Origin of the sequence: Micromonospora sp. NBC_01392 (genome assembly GCF_045040125.1) — a bacterium.
GTDB lineage: Bacteria > Actinomycetota > Actinomycetes > Mycobacteriales > Micromonosporaceae > Micromonospora.
Genome location: NZ_CP109549.1, coordinates 2782801 through 2798379, shown reverse-complemented (window position 1 = coordinate 2798379; position 15579 = coordinate 2782801). Strand labels below are relative to the sequence as shown.

The window sequence follows — 15579 nt, the reverse complement described above, 5'->3', positions numbered from 1 at the left end:
CGTGGGGCGTTTGTCCGGCCGCGCCCCGGGTAGGGCGGCGGGATGAGCATCCGTCTTCCCGCCACGATCCTCGGCGTCGGCCTCGGTGGCTTCGTCGACGGCATCGCGTTGCACCAGGTCCTCCAGTGGCACCACATGCTCAGCAGCACCGCGACCGACCGGGTCGGGATCCGGGACTACCCGGTCGACACCGTGCCCGGCCTCCAGATGAACACGCTGTGGGACGGCCTGTTCCACGTCGTCACCTGGGTGGCGGTGCTGACCGGGCTGGCCCTGCTCTACGCCCGGGTGACCCGGTCCCGGGGCCGGCTCTGGCGCTCCGGAATGCTCTGGGGCTGGGTGCTCGTCGGCTGGGGCCTGTTCAACCTGGTGGAGGGCGTCGTCGACCACCACCTGCTCGGCATCCACCACGTCCGTGGCGGCCCGTACCAGACCTGGTGGGATCTCGGTTTCCTGGCGCTCGGCGTACTCCTGGTCGCGGTCGGCTGGGCGATCCAGCGGCGGGCCGCCGCGATCGACCTGTGCGCGCCGCGGACGCGGTGAGCCACGCCGGGCACGCCGGCGGCTTCCCGGCGACCGCGCTGCTCCCGGCGGTCATGTTCTGGGCCTACCTGGCCGCCGCGCTGCGGCTGCGCGACCCGGGCGGCCCCGGCTGGGCGCACCGGCGGACCGTCAGCTTCGGGCTGGGCACGCTGCTCGTGGCGGCGGGGCTGCTCGCGCCCGGCGACGACTTCGTCGGGCACATGTGGCAGCACCTGCTGATCGGCATGCTGGCGCCGCTGGCGCTGGTGCTCGGCGCGCCGGTCACCCTGCTGCTGCGCACCCTGGACCGGCGCACCGCACGACGGCTGGTCCACCTGCTGCGGCACCCGGCCGCGCGGGTGCTCGGTCACCCGGTGACCGGCCTGCTGCTCACCGCCGGCGGGCTGTGGCTGCTCCACCTCACCCCGCTGTACCGGGCGACGCTGGAGAACCCGCTGCTGCACACGCTGACACAGGCGCACTTCCTGCTCAGCGGCTTCCTGTTCACCTGGTCCGTCGCCGGACGGGACCCCGGCCCGCACCGCCCCCGGGTGCCGGTACGCCTCGTGGTGCTCGGCGCCGGCGTCGCCGCCCACGCCACGATCGCCCAACTGCTCTACGCCGGCGTGCTCGTCGACGTGCCGGCCACCGGCGCCGAGCTGCGGGCCGGCGCCACGCTCATGTACTACCTCGGTGACCTGGCCGAGATCGCCCTCGCGCTCGCGTTGCTCGCCACCTGGCGGCCGGAGCGCCCCACCGGCCGCCCGGCCACCCGGCCCGCCGCCGCGCCGGTCAGGGCTTGAGCAGGGCGGCGATCTCGGCGGCCAGGTCCTCCGGCGCGCGGCCGTCGGTCACCACGGTCGCGGTCGCCACCTCGGCGTACAGCGGGCGGCGCTGGTCCAGCAGGTGCTTGAGGGTGGCCCGCGGGTTCAACGCCAACAGCGGCCGGCCGGCGCCCAGCCCGACCCGCCGGATCGCGTCCGGCAGCTCCACCGACAGGTGCACCACCGTGTGGCCGATCAGCGCGGCCCGGTTCTCCTCGGCCAGGACCGCGCCGCCGCCGAGCGCGAGCACACCGGCGTGCGAGGCCAGCGCCGCCGCCACGGCGGCCCGCTCCAGCGTACGGAAGTGGTCCTCGCCCTCGTCGACGAAGATCTCCGGGATCGGCTTGCCGGCCAGCCGCTCGATGTCCGTGTCGGTGTCCCGGAAGTCGACGCCGAGCGCGGCGGCGAGCGCCGTGCCCACCGTGGTCTTGCCGGAGCCGGGCGCCCCGACCAGCACGCAGACCGGCCGGGTGCTCACTGTGCCGGCCTTCCGTTCGCGACTGCGGGACTCCGCTTCGCTGCGTTCCTCGCGCTCACCGCGCTGACCTTCCGTTCGCGACTGCGGGACTCCGCTGCGCTGCGTTCCTCGCGCTCACCGAACGACCAGGCTGTCGAGGTAGCTCGCCAGGTTGCGGCGCATCTCGGCGACCGAGTCGCCGCCGAACTTCTCCACCGCGGCCTCGGCCAGCACGAGCGCCACCATGGCCTCGGCGACCACCGCCGCCGCCGGCACCGCGCACACGTCGGAGCGCTGGTTGATCGCGGTGGCCGGCTCGCCGGTGGTCACGTCGATCGTCGCGAGCGCGCGGTTCAGCGACGAGATCGGCTTCATCGCCGCCTTCACCCGCAACGGCTCGCCGGTCGTGATGCCGCCCTCCAGGCCACCGGCCCGGTCGGTGACCCGACGCACGCCGGTGGCGGTGGGGATGATCTCGTCGTGCGCCTCCGAGCCACGGGAACGCGCCTGCTGCCACCCGTCGCCGATCTCGACGCCCTTGATCGCCTGGATCGACATCAGCGCGGTGGCCAGCCGGGCGTCGAGCTTGCGGTCCCACTGCACGTGACTGCCCAGGCCCGGCGGCACGCCGTACGCGAGCACCTCGACCACGCCGCCGAGCGTGTCGGCGTCCTTCTTCGCGGCGTCGACCTCGGCGACCATCCGGGCGCTCGCCTCGGCGTCGAGGCAGCGCAGCGGGTCCGCGTCGATCCGCGCGGCGTCGGACGGGGTGGGCCGCAGGCCCGGCTTCGCCGCCACCGGCCCCAGCTCCACCACGTGCGAGACGATCTCCACACCGAGCGCCTGCCGCACCAGCGCCTTGGCGACCGTGCCCACGGCGACCCGGGCGGCGGTCTCCCGGGCGCTGGCCCGCTCCAGGATCGGCCGGGCGTCGGTGTGCCCGTACTTCTGCATGCCGGCCAGGTCGGCGTGGCCCGGGCGGGGACGGGTCAGCGGCGCGTTGCGGGCCTGCGCGGCCAGCTCCGCCGGGTCGACCGGGTCGGCGGCCATCACGGTCTGCCACTTGGGCCACTCGGAGTTGCCCACCCGGATCGCCACCGGGCTGCCCAGCGTCACGCCGTGCCGGAGCCCGCCGATGATCTCGATCTCATCCTGCTCGAACGCCATCCGGGCACCCCGACCGTAGCCGAGCCGGCGGCGGGCCAGCTCGTCGCCGATCTCGGTGGTGGTCACCTCGATGCCGGCGGGCACCCCCTCCATCAGCGCGACGAGGGCGGGTCCGTGCGATTCACCTGCAGTCAGCCAGCGCAACACAGCGGACAGTCTGTCACGCCCCCGGTTCGGCCCCGCGCGGTGCCGCCGGTGTCCCGCCTTGCGGACTCGCCCGCCCGCACGCCCGGCCACTCCCCGCCGCCACGTGCGCGCCGGCCGGGCGCGATCAAGCGGGGGCCCTACCTCTACCGGAGGCGTTAAGCGGGGGCCCGTCCTTACCCCGCCAGCGCGGCGCGCATCGCGGCACGCGGGGCGGAGACGCCGGTGAAGTGTTCGAACTGGCCGACCGCCTGGGCCAGCAGCAGATCGAGGCCGGAGATCACCCGGCAACCGGCGGCCAGCGCCGCCGCGGCCAGGGGCGTCGGCCACGGGTCGTACAACGCGTCGAACAGCACCGTCTCCGGGCGCCAGTCGAAGTTGTCGGCGAGCGGGTCGGCGACGCCCTTCGGCACGGTGGAGATCACCAGGTCGGCGCGGGCGTGCGCGGGCGCGCCGTCCCACATGGCGCCGGCCAGCGGCACCCCGACCGCCGTCGCCACCGGGCGCAGTTCGTCGACCGCCTCGGGCCGGCGGGCCACCACGGTCACCTCGGCGGCCCCGATCCGCGCCGCCGCCGCGATCGCCGCCCGGGCGGTGCCCCCGGCCCCGAGCACGGTCACCACCGCGCCGGTCACGCAGCCGGCACCGGTGAGCACCTCGACCATGCCGGTCACGTCGGTGTTGTCCGCGTACCAGGTGCCGTCGGGTCGGCGTACCAGCGTGTTGGCGGCGCCGACCGCGGCGGCGACCGGCGAGACCTCGTCGGCCAGCGCGAGCGCCGCCTCCTTGCCGGGCATGGTCACCGACAGCCCGGCCCACTCCGGGCCGAGGCCCGCGACCAGGCCGGGCAGCTCGTCCGCGCCGGCCTCGATCGTCGTGTACGACCAGCCGGTCAACCCGGCCGCCGCGTACCCGGCGCTGTGGATCGCCGGGGAGAGCGAGTGGGCGATCGGACGGCCGACCACCGCCGCGCGGTGTGGGGCGGCCATCAGATGATCCCGGCCTCCCTGGCCTTCTGCTCGTTGCGGCGCTGCTCCTCGTAGGTCTCGGCGAAAGCCGAGTGGCCTTCCTTGTCGATCGCCACGAAGAAGAGCCACTTGCCCGGCGGGGGTGCCATCGCACCCTCCAGGGCCTGCTTGCCGGGGTTGTTGATCGGCGTGGGCACCAGACCGCGCAGCTTGCGGTTGTACGGGTTCTTCGGATTGTCCAGCTCGGCCGGCGTCATGTCCTTGGACGCCTTGGTCTTCTGCCCGGTCAGCTCCAGGTAGTAGTTGACCGTGACGTCCATCTCCAGGCAGTTGCAGTCGAACTCGCCGTACACCCGGTTGTAGGCGACCCGGGCGACCTTGCCCAGGTCGTCCTTGTTGCCCGCCTCGGCCTGCGCCAGCGACGCGACGACAAGCGCCTCGTACGGGCTGACCCCGCCGCGTTCCGCCTGCACCCGGTCGGCGAACTTCATCTCGCCGGTGACCGTGAGGAAGTTCTCCACCATCAGCTTGAGCACCGTCTCGGCGGTGGCCTTCGGTGGGATCTCGTAGGTGTCGGGGAAGAGGAAGCCCTCGATCGAGGGCTTGATCTTCTTGCCGTCGGAGCGCTTGAACCACCAGTCCGGTACGCCCAGCGCCTCCGGGTCCTTCGCCGCGGTCTCGAACTCCTTGACCGGGATGTCGGTCTTCTCGGAGAGCAGCTTGTAGACGTTCTTCGCGGTGCGACCCTCGGGGATGGTGAGCCCGTTGACGATCTTGTTCTTCAGGTCCAGCATGGCCGTGACCGCCGCGTCGCCGCTCATCTGCTTGCGCAGCTTGTACGTGCCGGGCTGGATGTTCTTGCTGCGCGCGTTCTCCTCGGCGGCCTCGATGAACGCCTTGGTGCTCTTCACCACGTCGGCGGCCACCAGCGCGTCGGCCATGTCGGCGATCAGCGCGCCCTGCTTGATCTCGACGATCGCCTCACCGGTGCCGGAGCCGTCGTAGTCCGGGGTGACGAAGTAGTTCTGGACGCGGTCGAAGCCGTAGTAGGCACCCCCGCCGATGCCGCCGAGCAGGATCAGCGCGAGCGCGAGCGCGAGGAGGGTCTTGCCCCGGCTGCCGCCGGACTTGCCCTGGCGGCGGCGCACCGCGCCGCGCCGGTGCCGGCCCTTCTCCCCCCTGTCCTGCTCGTCGAACCCCAGATCAAGATCGTCGATCATCCGTCCGCCTCCGCTGTGCGTCCAACCAGCTCTGCAGAATCTCCACCGCGGCGGCCTGGTCGACCACCGCTCGTTGACGCTTTCCCCGGACGCCCCGCTCGGCCAGCCTACGACTCGCGACGACGGTCGACATCCTCTCGTCCGTCAACGTCACCGGAATCGGCCTCATTACATCAGCCAAACGGGTGGCATAGGCCGATACGTTCACCGCCGCCGGCCCGTGCTTTCCGGCGAGGTTGACCGGGAGGCCGACGACGATCCCGACCGCCTCGTGCTCGGCCGCCAGCCGGACCAGCTCGGCCATGTCGGCGGGCACCGCGTCCGGTTCGGCGGTCAGGTCCCGGGCCAGCGTGACAAGCGGGGTGGCCAGGATGCCGTGCGGGTCGGACCGGGACACCCCGACCCGGACCTGGCCGACGTCCACCCCCAACCGGACACCACGGTCGAATTCAGCCATTTGCCGGGCACCTCCTTCAGCCGGTACGGGCCAGGGCGGACCATCCGGTCCGCCCTGGCATCGCTCGGTGCGTTCGCTCATGCCGCACAGCCGGGCATGCGCTCACGGCCCTCGCTTCGCTCGGTGCGTTCGCTCATGCCGTGCCGACCGGGCATGCGCCCACGGCCCTCGCTTCGCTCGGTGCGTTCGCTCATGCCGTGCCGACCGGGCATGCGCCCACGGCCCTCGCTTCGCTCGGTGCGTTCGCTCATGCCGCGTCGGCGATCGCCTTCTCCACGGTGGCCAGCAGGCTCGGCGCCTCCGTGGCGGGCAGGCCGCCGCCCTGGGCCAGGTCGTCGCTGCCGCCGCCCCGACCGGAGAACGCGGCCTTGACCAGGTCCTTCGCGATCAGGCCCCGACTCCGGGCGGCGGCGTTGACGGCCACCACCAGGGACGCCTTGCCGTTCGCCCGGGCCGCCACCGCGACCACCGCCGGGCGGGCCGCGTCGATCCGGCCACGGATCTCCTGCGCGAGGGTCCGCACGTCGTTGGCCGCCGCGCCCTCGGGCGCCTCGGTGCCCACGTACGCGACGCCGCGCACGTCCTTCGCCTGCGCCGCGAGCGCGCCCGCCCCACCGAGCACGAGCTGGGCGCGGAGCTTCTCCAGCTCCTTCTCCGCGTCCCGCAACTGGGTGACGGTCTGCTCCACCCGGTCGGCGACCTGCTCGCCCGGCACCCGGAACAGCTCGGCCAGCCGGGACACCAGCAGGTGCTCGCGGGCCAGGAAGCCGAACGCGTCCATGCCGACGAGCGCCTCGATCCGGCGCACACCGGAACCGACCGACGCCTCGGAGAGGATCTTGACCAGGCCGAGCTGGGCCGAGCGGGCCACGTGCGTGCCACCGCACAGCTCCCGGGCGTAGTCACCGACCTCGACCACCCGGACCCGCTCGCCGTACTTCTCGCCGAACAACGCCATCGCGCCGATCCGGCGGGCCTCCTCCTGGCTGGTGACGAACGCGTGCACCTCCAGGTCGGCCAGGAGCACCTCGTTGACCTGCTGCTCCACGTCGTGCAGCACGCTCGGCGCCACCCCGGTCGGGGTGTTGAAGTCGAACCGCAGCCGGCCCGGCGCGTTCAGCGAACCCGCCTGGGTCGCCGACTCGCCGAGGAAGTTCCGCATGGTCTGGTGCACCAGGTGCGTCGCGGTGTGCGAACGGGAGATGGCCCGCCGGCGGGACGCGTCGATCTCCGCGTACCCGGTCTCCCCGGCCCGGACCTCGCCGCGCACCACCCGGGCCCGGTGCACGATCAGGCCGGGCACCGGCTGCTGCACGTCGAAGACCTCGACCTGCCCGCCGCCGACCGTGATCAGACCCTGGTCGGGCTGCTGCCCGCCGCCCTCGGCGTAGAACGGGGTGGTGTCGAGCACCAGCTCGATCGTGTCCCCCTCGGCCGCGGCGGCCACCGAGGCGCCGCCGGCCAGCAGCGCGCGCACCCGGGACTCCCGGTTCAGCTCGGTGTAGCCGGTGAACTCCACCGGCCCGCCGCCGTCGAGCACCGACCGGTACGCCGACACGTCGGTGTGCCCGGTCTTGCGGGCCTGCGCGTCCGCCTTGGCGCGGCTGCGCTGGTCGGCCATCAGCCGGCGGAAACCGTCCGCGTCCACCTGGAGGCCCTGTTCCGCGGCGATCTCCAGGGTCAGGTCGATCGGGAAGCCGTACGTGTCGTGCAACTGGAACGCCTTGTCACCGGAGAGCGCCGGCTTGCCGGCCGACTTCGTCTCCGCGATCGCGGTGTCCAGGATGGTGGTGCCGGCGCGCAGCGTGGCGAGGAACGCGTCCTCCTCGGCGTACGCGTACTGGGAGATCCGGCCGAACTCCTCGGCCAGCTCCGGGTACGACGGGGCCATGCAGTCCCGGGCCACCGGAAGCAGCTCCGGCAGCGCCCGGTCCTGGTAGCCCAGCAGCCGCACCGAGCGGATCGCCCGGCGCATGATCCGGCGCAGCACGTAGCCGCGACCCTCGTTCGACGGCGTGACGCCGTCGCCGATCAGCATCAGCGCGGTGCGCACGTGGTCGGCGATCACCCGCAGCCGCACGTCGTCCGGGTGCGACTGGTGGGCCGCGTGCCCGGAGTGCGCGCCGTACCGCTTGCCGGTCAGCTCGGCCGCCCGGTCCAGGATCGGCTTGACCTCGTCGATCTCGTAGAGGTTGTCCACGCCCTGTAGCAGCGAGGCCATCCGCTCCAGGCCCATGCCGGTGTCGATGTTCTTCGCCGGCAGGTCGCCGAGGATCGGGAAGTCCTCCTTGCCGACGCCCGGACCGCGCTCGAACTGCATGAAGACGAGGTTCCAGAACTCCAGGTAGCGGTCCTCGTCGACCTCCGGACCACCCTCGCGGCCGTACTCCGGACCGCGGTCGTAGTACAGCTCCGAACACGGGCCGCACGGCCCGGGGATGCCCATCGACCAGAAGTTGTCGGCCTTGCCGCGGCGCACGATCCGCTCGGCCGGCACGCCGGTGGCGCGCCAGATGTCGTACGCCTCGTCGTCGTCGAGGTAGACCGTCGCCCAGATCCGCTCCGGGTCCAGCCCGAAGCCGCCCGCCTCGACCGACTTGGTGGCCAGGTCCCAGGCGAGCGGGATCGCCCCGTCCTTGAAGTAGTCACCGAACGAGAAGTTGCCGTTCATCTGGAAGAACGTGCCGTGCCGGCTGGTCTTGCCGACCTCGTCGATGTCCGGCGTCCGGATGCACTTCTGCACACTGGCCGCCCGGTCGAACGGCGGGGACTGCTGCCCGAGGAAGTAGGGCACGAACTGCACCATGCCCGCGTTGATGAACAGCAGGTTCGGGTCGCTGATGGCGGGCAGCGGAGCGGACGGCACCACGGCGTGCCCGTTCGCCTCGAAGTGGGCGAGGAACCGCCGCTTGATCTCCGCCGTCTTCATCGCTGGTGCTCCTCCGGGAAAATCTGCCGATCGCCGATCCGCGGGTCCTCCCGCAGCTCGGCGAACTCGTCGTCGTACGCCTCGCCGCGGGCGAAGGCCTCGTGGATCTCCTGCTCGCGCTCGGCCATCGAGACCCGGACGTCGTCCACGAAGGCGCGCACCGACTCGACCAGCCCACCGGCGGACTCGGACAGCCCGTTGGCGATGCCCGCCGGGGTGTACGCCTGCGCGGTCCGGGTGGCCTTACGCACCACCAGGACGCCCACGGCCAGCCCGATGCCCAGCCAGAACAACCGCCTCATGCTCTCATCCTTCCCGCGTACGCCGGTGGGGTCAGCGGTTGCCGCGCTTGGCGGCCCGACGCTGCTGCTTGATGGTGTCGCGCACCTCGCGCTCGGTCTCGGCGTGCCGGCGGGCGGAGGCGGCCTTGCGCACGCCGTAACCGAACGCGGCCACCTTCACCAGCGGGTTGGCCGCCGCCGCGGAGACCACGGTGGCCAGGTTCGCCACGTTCGCGGTGACGTTCTGCGCGTGGCTGGTCATGGTGTCCACCTTGGCGAGCTGGAGGTTCACCCCGTCGAGCGAGGTCTGCACCTGCTCCAGCGCCACGTTGACGTTCTTCACCGTGGTGTTCACGTCCCCCAGCAGCGGCCCGGTGCGCTCGTTCAGGTCGCCGATCATGCGGGTCGTCGCGTCGACGGTGTGCCGCAGCCGCAGGATCGGCACCGCCAGTACGAGCACCAGCATCAGGAACGCACCGGCCGCGATCAGCGCAGCGATCTCTCCACCACTCACGCGCATGTCCTCCTCAAGCATTGTCCCGGGACCCGACGCCCCGGAACGCGCGACCGTACCTGCCCAACCTGCCCACGTCGCACCCCGGCGGCCCGGTGGTCACCGGGCACGGGCGGGCGCGCCAGCCCCAGACCCTACCGTCCGTGAGGGAAGTCGGCTCACGACGGTGAGGGGGTCGGCTCGCCGAGCGGGTCGTCGGTGAGGGTGGGGAACGGATCCTCACCGGTGAGTGACGGATCGGTGGTCGGCGTCGGGCCGGTGCGCTCGTCGTCGATCGCGTTGCGCACCTTCACCGACACCAACGAGCCGGTGCACGTCGCCGCTGCGGGCGCTGGCGGCGCGGACGGCGCCGGCTCCCCGTCCACCGGCGGTGGCGTGCAGGCGGGGTCGCGAACCCACAGGTCGAGCGTGAGCTCGTCCCGCCGCCAGCAGGTGTAGCTGCCCTCGACCTGCTCCTCCGGGCAGCGGTCGACCTTCCAACGCCGCCAACCGTCCTTGGCCAGGGCCTGCTCGTAGACGGCCACGGTCTGCTTCCACCCCTGGTCGGACTCGACCGCGCGTTCCCGCAGCCGGCAGTCCTGGAGGCACCAGCGGCTGCCGCTGACGTTGTCGACCGTCTTCGTCGCCGCCCAGGACGGCACGTCGAGGGCGTCGAGCGTGTCGAAGACCGGGTCCCGGCTGAGCGTCCGCATCCCGAAGTAGAGCGGGACCGCGCCCAGCAGCACGAGACTGACCAGCGCGAGGAGGCCCATCCGTAGCCGGCGCCGTTCGCGCATCTGCCGACGCAGCTCGGAGCGGGCGCCGCGCAGGCCACCGGCCTCCGCCCCGTCCGCACCGGGGCCGGCCGGTCGCGGCACGGGCTCGTCGCCCGCGCCGGGCCGCGGCCCCGCGGCCTCCCCCGGCGGTACGACCGCAGCCGCCCGCGCCACCGCCGGCACCCCCGGCACCCCGCCGACGGGCGCGGCGGCCGCGGCCCGGACCGGTTCCGGGGTGGGCGGGACAGCCCGCCCAGCGGTCCGGTCAGCGGTCCGCTCGGCCGGCCCGGTCGGTCGGGCCACCCCGGCGGCGGCCCGGGCCACCGTCGGTCCGCCGGCCGGTCGTGGCTCGGGCGCTCCCGCCGGACGGGGCGCGCCGCCCGGCGCGACGGAGTCGTCGGGACGGACCGGACCGCGCCCGTCCGGACGGCCTCCCCGCGCCGTCAGGCCACCGGTGCGCTCGGGGTCGCCCTGCGGGCCGGGACCGCCCGGCCCCGTCGGCGGCACGCCCGCGCGGGCCGGACCGGCCGCGCCGCGGTCTCCGGCCACCGGTGGTACCCCGGCTCGGGCCGCGCCCCGGGCCGGGCCGAGCGGCTCGGGCCGGACGGGCGGCTCGGACCGGACGGGATGCTCGGGTCGAACGGGTGCCCCGGGCGGCTGGGATCGGCCAGCCGGCTCGGGCCGGACGGGATGCTCGCGAGCCGGCGGCCCCGGCGGCTGGGATCGGCCGGCCGGCTCGGGTCGAACGGGCGGCCCGGCCACGGCGCGGCCGGTCGGCGCGCGCTCCGGGCCGCCGGCCGGTTCGTCGACCGGCGGGCCGGCCGGCCGACGGGCGGCCGGCATGGCGGGGTCGGTGTGCGACGCACGGCCGGCCTGGCGCAGCCAGTCGGCGGGCCGCTCCGGGCGCTGCGCGCGTGGCTCACCCGCCTCGTCGGCCGCCGGGCGCGGCGCCCGGGCCGGCGGGGCGGCGGCACCTGCGGGACCGGGAGCGTTGGCGGCACCGGGAGCGTCGGGAGCGGCCCGCCGGCCACGGGCGGGGGCGCGGCGGGAAGCGGGCGGGCCCGCCCCCTCCGCCGGGGCGCCGGAGACGGGCGCGGTGGCACCGGGAAGCTCCGGGGCGTTCCCGCTGCGGGGCACGGCGGTCGGCCGGTCCGGCTCGGCGGCGGCCCGCCGGCCGGCACCCGAGACCGGTCGGGCGGCGGGGTCGACCGCACCCTCCGGCGAGCGGTGGCCACCGGCGGGCGGGGTCGCCTCGTGGCGGGAGCCGGGCGGGGTCGCCTCGTGGCGGGAGCCGGGCGGGGTCGCCTCGTGGCGGGAGCCGGGCGGGGTCGCCTCGTGGCGGGAGCGTCGTCCACCGCCGGTGGCCGGCGTCGCGCCGGTCGGCTCGTCGTCGGGTCGCGCCCGGCGGCCCGCGCCGGAGACCGGCCGGACCGCGCCCGGGTCGTCGGGCGACGCGCGGCGACCGGTGGCGGCGGGCCGGGTTCCGGTGTCCAGGCCCGCGGCGTGGGAGCCGGGCGTCTCGACGCCGTGCCGGCCGAGCGGGGTGGGAGGCGTCGCCGTCCGGGAGGCGCCGCCGTCACCGGGGGACGGCCATGCCGGACCCTGCTCGGCCGCGGCGCGGTCGGGTCCGGTTCGTCCGGTGGGCGGGCCGGTCGGAGGTGCGACCGGAGGACCGGCCGGCCGGCCGGCGACCGCCGGCTGCCGACCGGTGGGGCCGTCCGTGCCGCGACGGTGCGGCGGGCCGTCCGGCCGGGGCGCCTCGGGCACACCGGGCCAGGGCCCCTCCACGGGACGGCGCGGCGTGACCGGCTCGGGGCCGGCGGGACGGGCCGGCGGCACCGCCGGCCCGGACCCGGTCGTGTCGGGACCACGCCGGGCCGCCTGCGGACGGGGACCGGGGCCGCCGGGGGGCGCTGCCGGGCCGGGACGGACGGTGCCCGGAGGCAGGTCCGGGCCGGGACGGCCGGCACCCGGAGGCAGGTCCGGGCCGGGACGGCCGGCGCCCGAAGGACGGTCCGGACCGGAGCGGCCGGGTATCGGCGGCGCCGGGGCGGGACCACCGGCGCGGCCGGGTACCGGCGGCGCCGGGGCGGGACCACCGGGGCCCGGGGGCGCCGCCGCGCCGGAGCGACTCGTCACCGGCGGCATCGTCGCGTCGGTCCGATCGGCTGCACCGGCGCCGGTCGGGTGGGGTCCACCGGGTGCCTGCGGGGCGCGACCCGGCTGGCCGGCGGCCGGCGCCGGGCCGGGCCGACCGGACGTCGGAGGCTGCGGACCGGACCGACCGGGTGACGGAGGCGGCAGGCCGGGGCGACCGGGCGTCGGGGGCTGCGGGCCGGGGCGACCGGGCTCGGGAGCCGGCGCGGCGGCACGACCGGGGGCCGTGGGCGGGCTGCCAGGACGGCCGGGCATCGAGGGCTGCGGGCCGGGTCCACCGGTGCCCGAAGGAGGTGCGGCCGGACCACCGGGTCCCGGGGCGTACGCGCCCGGTCGTCCCGGTGCGGGAGGCGGCGGAGCGGACCGGCCGGCTGGTGGAGTTGGTGGAGTCGCCCGGCCGGGGGCCGGAGGTTGCGGGGCCGCTCCGCCGGGCGCCGACGGCGCACCGGGGCCGGGGCCGCCGGGACCGGGTGGGGGCGCCGCGCCCGGGCGGGGCGGCCGATCCGGCTCGGGGGCGCGGGCGGCACCGGGTCGCCGAGCCGGGCCCGGTGGCGTCTCCCCCTCCGGGCCGAGTTCGCCGCGCTGCTGCTTGGCGCTACGCAGGTCGTCGATCCAGCCGAACTCCTCGCCGGCGACCGCCTGGTCCGGCTCGGCCTCGGCGGACCGGCCGCGTCCCCACCGGCGGCCCTTGGCCTTCGGATCGCGCCGCTCGTCAGGGCCGTCCGCCGGCCGATCCGGACCACGCGCCATCACTGTTGACCCCCCTCGGTGGCGTCGCCGCCACCCTCACTCGCCCCGCCGACCTGCTCGGTGCCGCTTGCCCGGACCCCGGACGCGGCGACCGGCGTACCGGCCTCCCCCCGCGTCACCGGTGCGGGCAACCCGCGGACGATCCGACGCAGCACCGGCAGCCGGGTGGCCACCGCCCGCTCCGCGCCGTGCCCGCTGGGTCGGTAGTAGTCGCTCCCGACGAGGTCGTCCGGAGCGTACTGCTGGGTGACCACCCCCCGGTGGTCGTCGTGCGGGTACCGGTAGCCGGCCCCGTGGCCGAGCCCGCGCGCCCCGGAGTAGTGGGCGTCCCGCAGCCCGCGCGGAACCGAGCCGCCGCGACCGGCGCGCACGTCGGCGACGGCGGCCCCGATGGCGGTCGTGGCCGAGTTCGACTTCGGGGCGGTGGCGAGGTGGATGACCGCCTGCGCGAGGTTGAGCTGGGCTTCGGGCAGGCCGACGTACTCCACGGCGTGCGCCGCGGCGGTGGCCACGGTCAGCGCGGTGGGATCGGCCATGCCGACGTCCTCGCTGGCGAAGATGACCATCCGGCGGGCGATGAACCGGGCGTCCTCGCCGGCCACCAGCATCCGGGCCAGCCAGTGCAGTGCCGCGTCCACGTCCGAGCCCCGCATGCTCTTGATGAAGGCGCTTGTCACGTCGTAGTGCGCGTCGCCGTCCCGGTCGTAGCGCACGGCCGCCACGTCGACCGCCTGCTCGGCCACGGCGAGGTCGATCCGCGCCGCGCCGGTGGCGGTCGCGGTGGCCGCCGCCGCCTCCAGCGCGGTGAGCGCCTTGCGCACGTCGCCGCCGGCGAGCCGGACCAGATGGTCCTCCGCGTCCTCGGCCAGGACCAGCGCGCCGCCGAGCCCGCGCTCGTCGGCCACCGCGCGGCGCAGCAGCCCGCGCACGGCGTCGTCGTCGAGCGCCTGGAGGGTGAGCAGCACGCAGCGGGACAGCAGCGGCGAGATGACTGAGAAGTACGGATTCTCCGTGGTCGCCGCGAGCAGCGTGACCGTGCGGTCCTCGACGGCGGCGAGCAGCGAATCCTGCTGGGTCTTGCTGAACCGGTGCACCTCGTCGATGAAGAGCACGGTCGGCGGGCCACCGGAGCGGCGTTGCCGTCGAGCGGTCTCGATGACGGCGCGGACGTCCTTCACGCCGGCGGTCAGCGCGGACATCGCCACGAAGCGCCGGTCGGTGGTGCGGGCCACCAGGTGGGCGATCGTGGTCTTGCCGCTGCCGGGGGGACCCCAGAGGATGACCGACATCGGCGCGGCCCCCTCGACCAACTGGCGCAGCGGTGCGCCGGGGGCGAGCAGGTGGTCCTGCCCGATCAGCTCGTCCAGGCCGGCCGGCCGCATCCGGACCGGCAGCGGTGAATCCGCGCGGGTGTCGGTGAAACTGTCGACGCCGCCGGAGGCCGCGGGTGCGCCGGGCGCTCCGGCGGGCTCGCCGAGGGTGAAGAGGGCGTCGGATTCCATCACGGGAACAGTACCGGGCCGGGCCGACGGCGCCGGAATCGCGCCGCCGACCCGACCCCTGTGGTCTTTTCCGGTCAGCCGCGACCCGGCCGCCGGCCCCGGTACCACCGGCCGCCCCCGCCGCCGCGCGGGCCGGAGCCGACCCCGGCCAGGTAGAGCGAGAGCAGCAGGAAGCCGATCAGCATGAGCGTCGAGGTGCTGAACAGGTCGGGGGCGCCGAGGTCGGTGTTCATGAAGTCGAGAAGCAGCGCGAAGCCGAACACGATGGCCGCGAGAATGGCGAGCATGTCGTTTCCTCCGGTGGGGGTTCCCAGTAGGTCGGCGACGGATGTACCCGATCGGTCTGTTCGTCAATCTCCACCGTGGAGATGGTCGGTGGCGAGCACCGCGTACCGCGCGGAGTCCCGCCAGACGCCGCGGACGAGCAGGTGGTCGCGGCTCACTCCCTCCGCGTGCAGGCCGGCCTTTTCCAGGACGCGGCGGGACGCGACATGGTCCGGCTGGACGGTCGCCTCCACCCGGTGCAGCCCCACCCCGGCGAACGCGAGGTCCAGCAGCAACCGGGTGATCTCGGTGCCGATCCCGGTGCCCCGGTGCGCGCTCCGCACCGCGTAGCCGACCTCCCCGCGCCGGTGCGCCACCGACGTCACCGTGAGCACTCCCAGCCCGAGCAGGAGGTCACCGTCGACCGCCGCGAGCCGGTACTCCGGGCGCGGCTCCCCGCCGGCGGTCTCCCGCCAGGCCGGTATCGCCTCGCGCACCACCTCCGGGGTCGGGATCTCCTCGTCCAGCACGCCGTCGACCACGGTGGGCTCGGTCAGGAACTCGTGCAGGACCGGGGCGTCCGCGTCGGTCCACTCGCGCAGCGTGCAGCGTGAACCGGGCAGGCGGACCGTACGGACGGAGCGGATGGGGGTCACGGCTGGTCCTCT

Annotated in this window: 14 protein-coding genes; 2 read left to right on the top strand and 12 right to left on the bottom strand. The window is 75.2% G+C overall.

What is annotated here, in order from left to right; genetic code table 11:
• The first annotated feature begins 42 nt into the window (after positions 1-42).
• Together OG767_RS12850 and OG767_RS12845 are read left to right on the top strand one after the other, a co-directional pair.
• The gene (locus tag OG767_RS12850; protein ID WP_405093606.1) at positions 43-543 is read left to right on the top strand and encodes a DUF2243 domain-containing protein; all 501 of its coding nucleotides are present in this window, start codon (positions 43-45) and stop codon (positions 541-543) included.
• Positions 522-1325 (top strand): cytochrome c oxidase assembly protein, encoded by an 804-nt coding sequence (locus tag OG767_RS12845; protein ID WP_405093605.1) that lies wholly within the window; start codon positions 522-524, stop codon positions 1323-1325. Before OG767_RS12850 ends, OG767_RS12845 begins: the two co-directional genes overlap by 22 nt.
• Here OG767_RS12845 and OG767_RS12840 read toward each other — a convergent pair.
• The 12 genes from OG767_RS12840 to OG767_RS12785 all read right to left on the bottom strand — a co-directional run bounded on the left by OG767_RS12840 (position 1315) and on the right by OG767_RS12785 (position 15567).
• The gene (locus tag OG767_RS12840) at positions 1315-1824 is read right to left on the bottom strand and encodes a shikimate kinase (RefSeq protein ID WP_405093604.1); all 510 of its coding nucleotides are present in this window, start codon (positions 1822-1824) and stop codon (positions 1315-1317) included. The two genes, OG767_RS12845 and OG767_RS12840, sit on opposite strands and share 11 nt — an antisense overlap.
• A gap of 114 nt (positions 1825-1938) precedes the next feature.
• Positions 1939-3117: a chorismate synthase gene (gene aroC / locus OG767_RS12835; RefSeq protein ID WP_405093603.1), complete on the bottom strand. Its 1179-nt coding sequence runs from the start codon at positions 3115-3117 to the stop codon at positions 1939-1941.
• 173 nt (positions 3118-3290) lie between these two features.
• Positions 3291-4103, bottom strand: a complete 813-nt coding sequence (locus tag OG767_RS12830; protein WP_405093602.1) for a shikimate dehydrogenase — start codon at positions 4101-4103, stop codon at positions 3291-3293.
• Entirely contained in the window at positions 4103-5302 is a 1200-nt protein-coding gene (gene mltG / locus OG767_RS12825; protein ID WP_405093601.1) for an endolytic transglycosylase MltG, read from the bottom strand. Before mltG ends, OG767_RS12830 begins: the two co-directional genes overlap by 1 nt.
• Positions 5286-5759: a Holliday junction resolvase RuvX gene (gene ruvX / locus OG767_RS12820; RefSeq protein WP_405093600.1), complete on the bottom strand. Its 474-nt coding sequence runs from the start codon at positions 5757-5759 to the stop codon at positions 5286-5288. The genes mltG and ruvX overlap by 17 nt, the downstream gene beginning before the upstream one ends.
• Positions 5760-6006: 247 nt before the next feature.
• Positions 6007-8688 carry an alanine--tRNA ligase gene (gene alaS, locus OG767_RS12815; RefSeq protein WP_405093599.1) on the bottom strand — a complete coding sequence of 894 codons (2682 nt, stop codon included), beginning with the start codon at positions 8686-8688 and terminating at the stop codon, positions 6007-6009.
• Positions 8685-8990, bottom strand: coding sequence for a hypothetical protein (locus tag OG767_RS12810; protein WP_107160014.1), 306 nt, complete (start codon positions 8988-8990; stop codon positions 8685-8687). The genes alaS and OG767_RS12810 overlap by 4 nt, the downstream gene beginning before the upstream one ends.
• A gap of 31 nt (positions 8991-9021) precedes the next feature.
• Entirely contained in the window at positions 9022-9483 is a 462-nt protein-coding gene (locus tag OG767_RS12805; RefSeq protein WP_107160180.1) for a DUF948 domain-containing protein, read from the bottom strand.
• Between the two features lie 158 nt (positions 9484-9641).
• Positions 9642-12026, bottom strand: a complete 2385-nt coding sequence (locus tag OG767_RS12800) for a hypothetical protein (RefSeq protein WP_405093598.1) — start codon at positions 12024-12026, stop codon at positions 9642-9644.
• A gap of 1118 nt (positions 12027-13144) precedes the next feature.
• Entirely contained in the window at positions 13145-14647 is a 1503-nt protein-coding gene (locus tag OG767_RS12795) for a replication-associated recombination protein A (protein ID WP_405093597.1), read from the bottom strand.
• Positions 14648-14721: 74 nt separating this feature from the next.
• On the bottom strand, positions 14722-14934 hold the full coding sequence (locus OG767_RS12790) for a hypothetical protein (protein ID WP_018785054.1): 213 nt from the start codon (positions 14932-14934) through the stop codon (positions 14722-14724).
• A 63-nt stretch (positions 14935-14997) separates the two neighbouring features.
• Positions 14998-15567 (bottom strand): GNAT family N-acetyltransferase, encoded by a 570-nt coding sequence (locus tag OG767_RS12785; RefSeq protein ID WP_405093596.1) that lies wholly within the window; start codon positions 15565-15567, stop codon positions 14998-15000.
• Positions 15568-15579 lie beyond the last annotated feature (12 nt).

Bases quoted from the DNA above. Each gene is read 5' to 3' on its own strand.
- OG767_RS12850 (WP_405093606.1), top strand. From the start codon at position 43: ATGAGCATCCGTCTTCCCGCCACGATCCTCGGCGTCGGCCTCGGTGGC.
- OG767_RS12830 (WP_405093602.1), bottom strand. From the start codon at position 4,103: ATGGCCGCCCCACACCGCGCGGCGGTGGTCGGCCGTCCGATCGCCCAC.
- mltG (WP_405093601.1), bottom strand. From the start codon at position 5,302: ATGATCGACGATCTTGATCTGGGGTTCGACGAGCAGGACAGGGGGGAG.
- ruvX (WP_405093600.1), bottom strand. From the start codon at position 5,759: ATGGCTGAATTCGACCGTGGTGTCCGGTTGGGGGTGGACGTCGGCCAG.
- alaS (WP_405093599.1), bottom strand. From the start codon at position 8,688: ATGAAGACGGCGGAGATCAAGCGGCGGTTCCTCGCCCACTTCGAGGCG.
- OG767_RS12810 (WP_107160014.1), bottom strand. From the start codon at position 8,990: ATGAGGCGGTTGTTCTGGCTGGGCATCGGGCTGGCCGTGGGCGTCCTG.
- OG767_RS12795 (WP_405093597.1), bottom strand. From the start codon at position 14,647: ATGGAATCCGACGCCCTCTTCACCCTCGGCGAGCCCGCCGGAGCGCCC.
- OG767_RS12790 (WP_018785054.1), bottom strand. From the start codon at position 14,934: ATGCTCGCCATTCTCGCGGCCATCGTGTTCGGCTTCGCGCTGCTTCTC.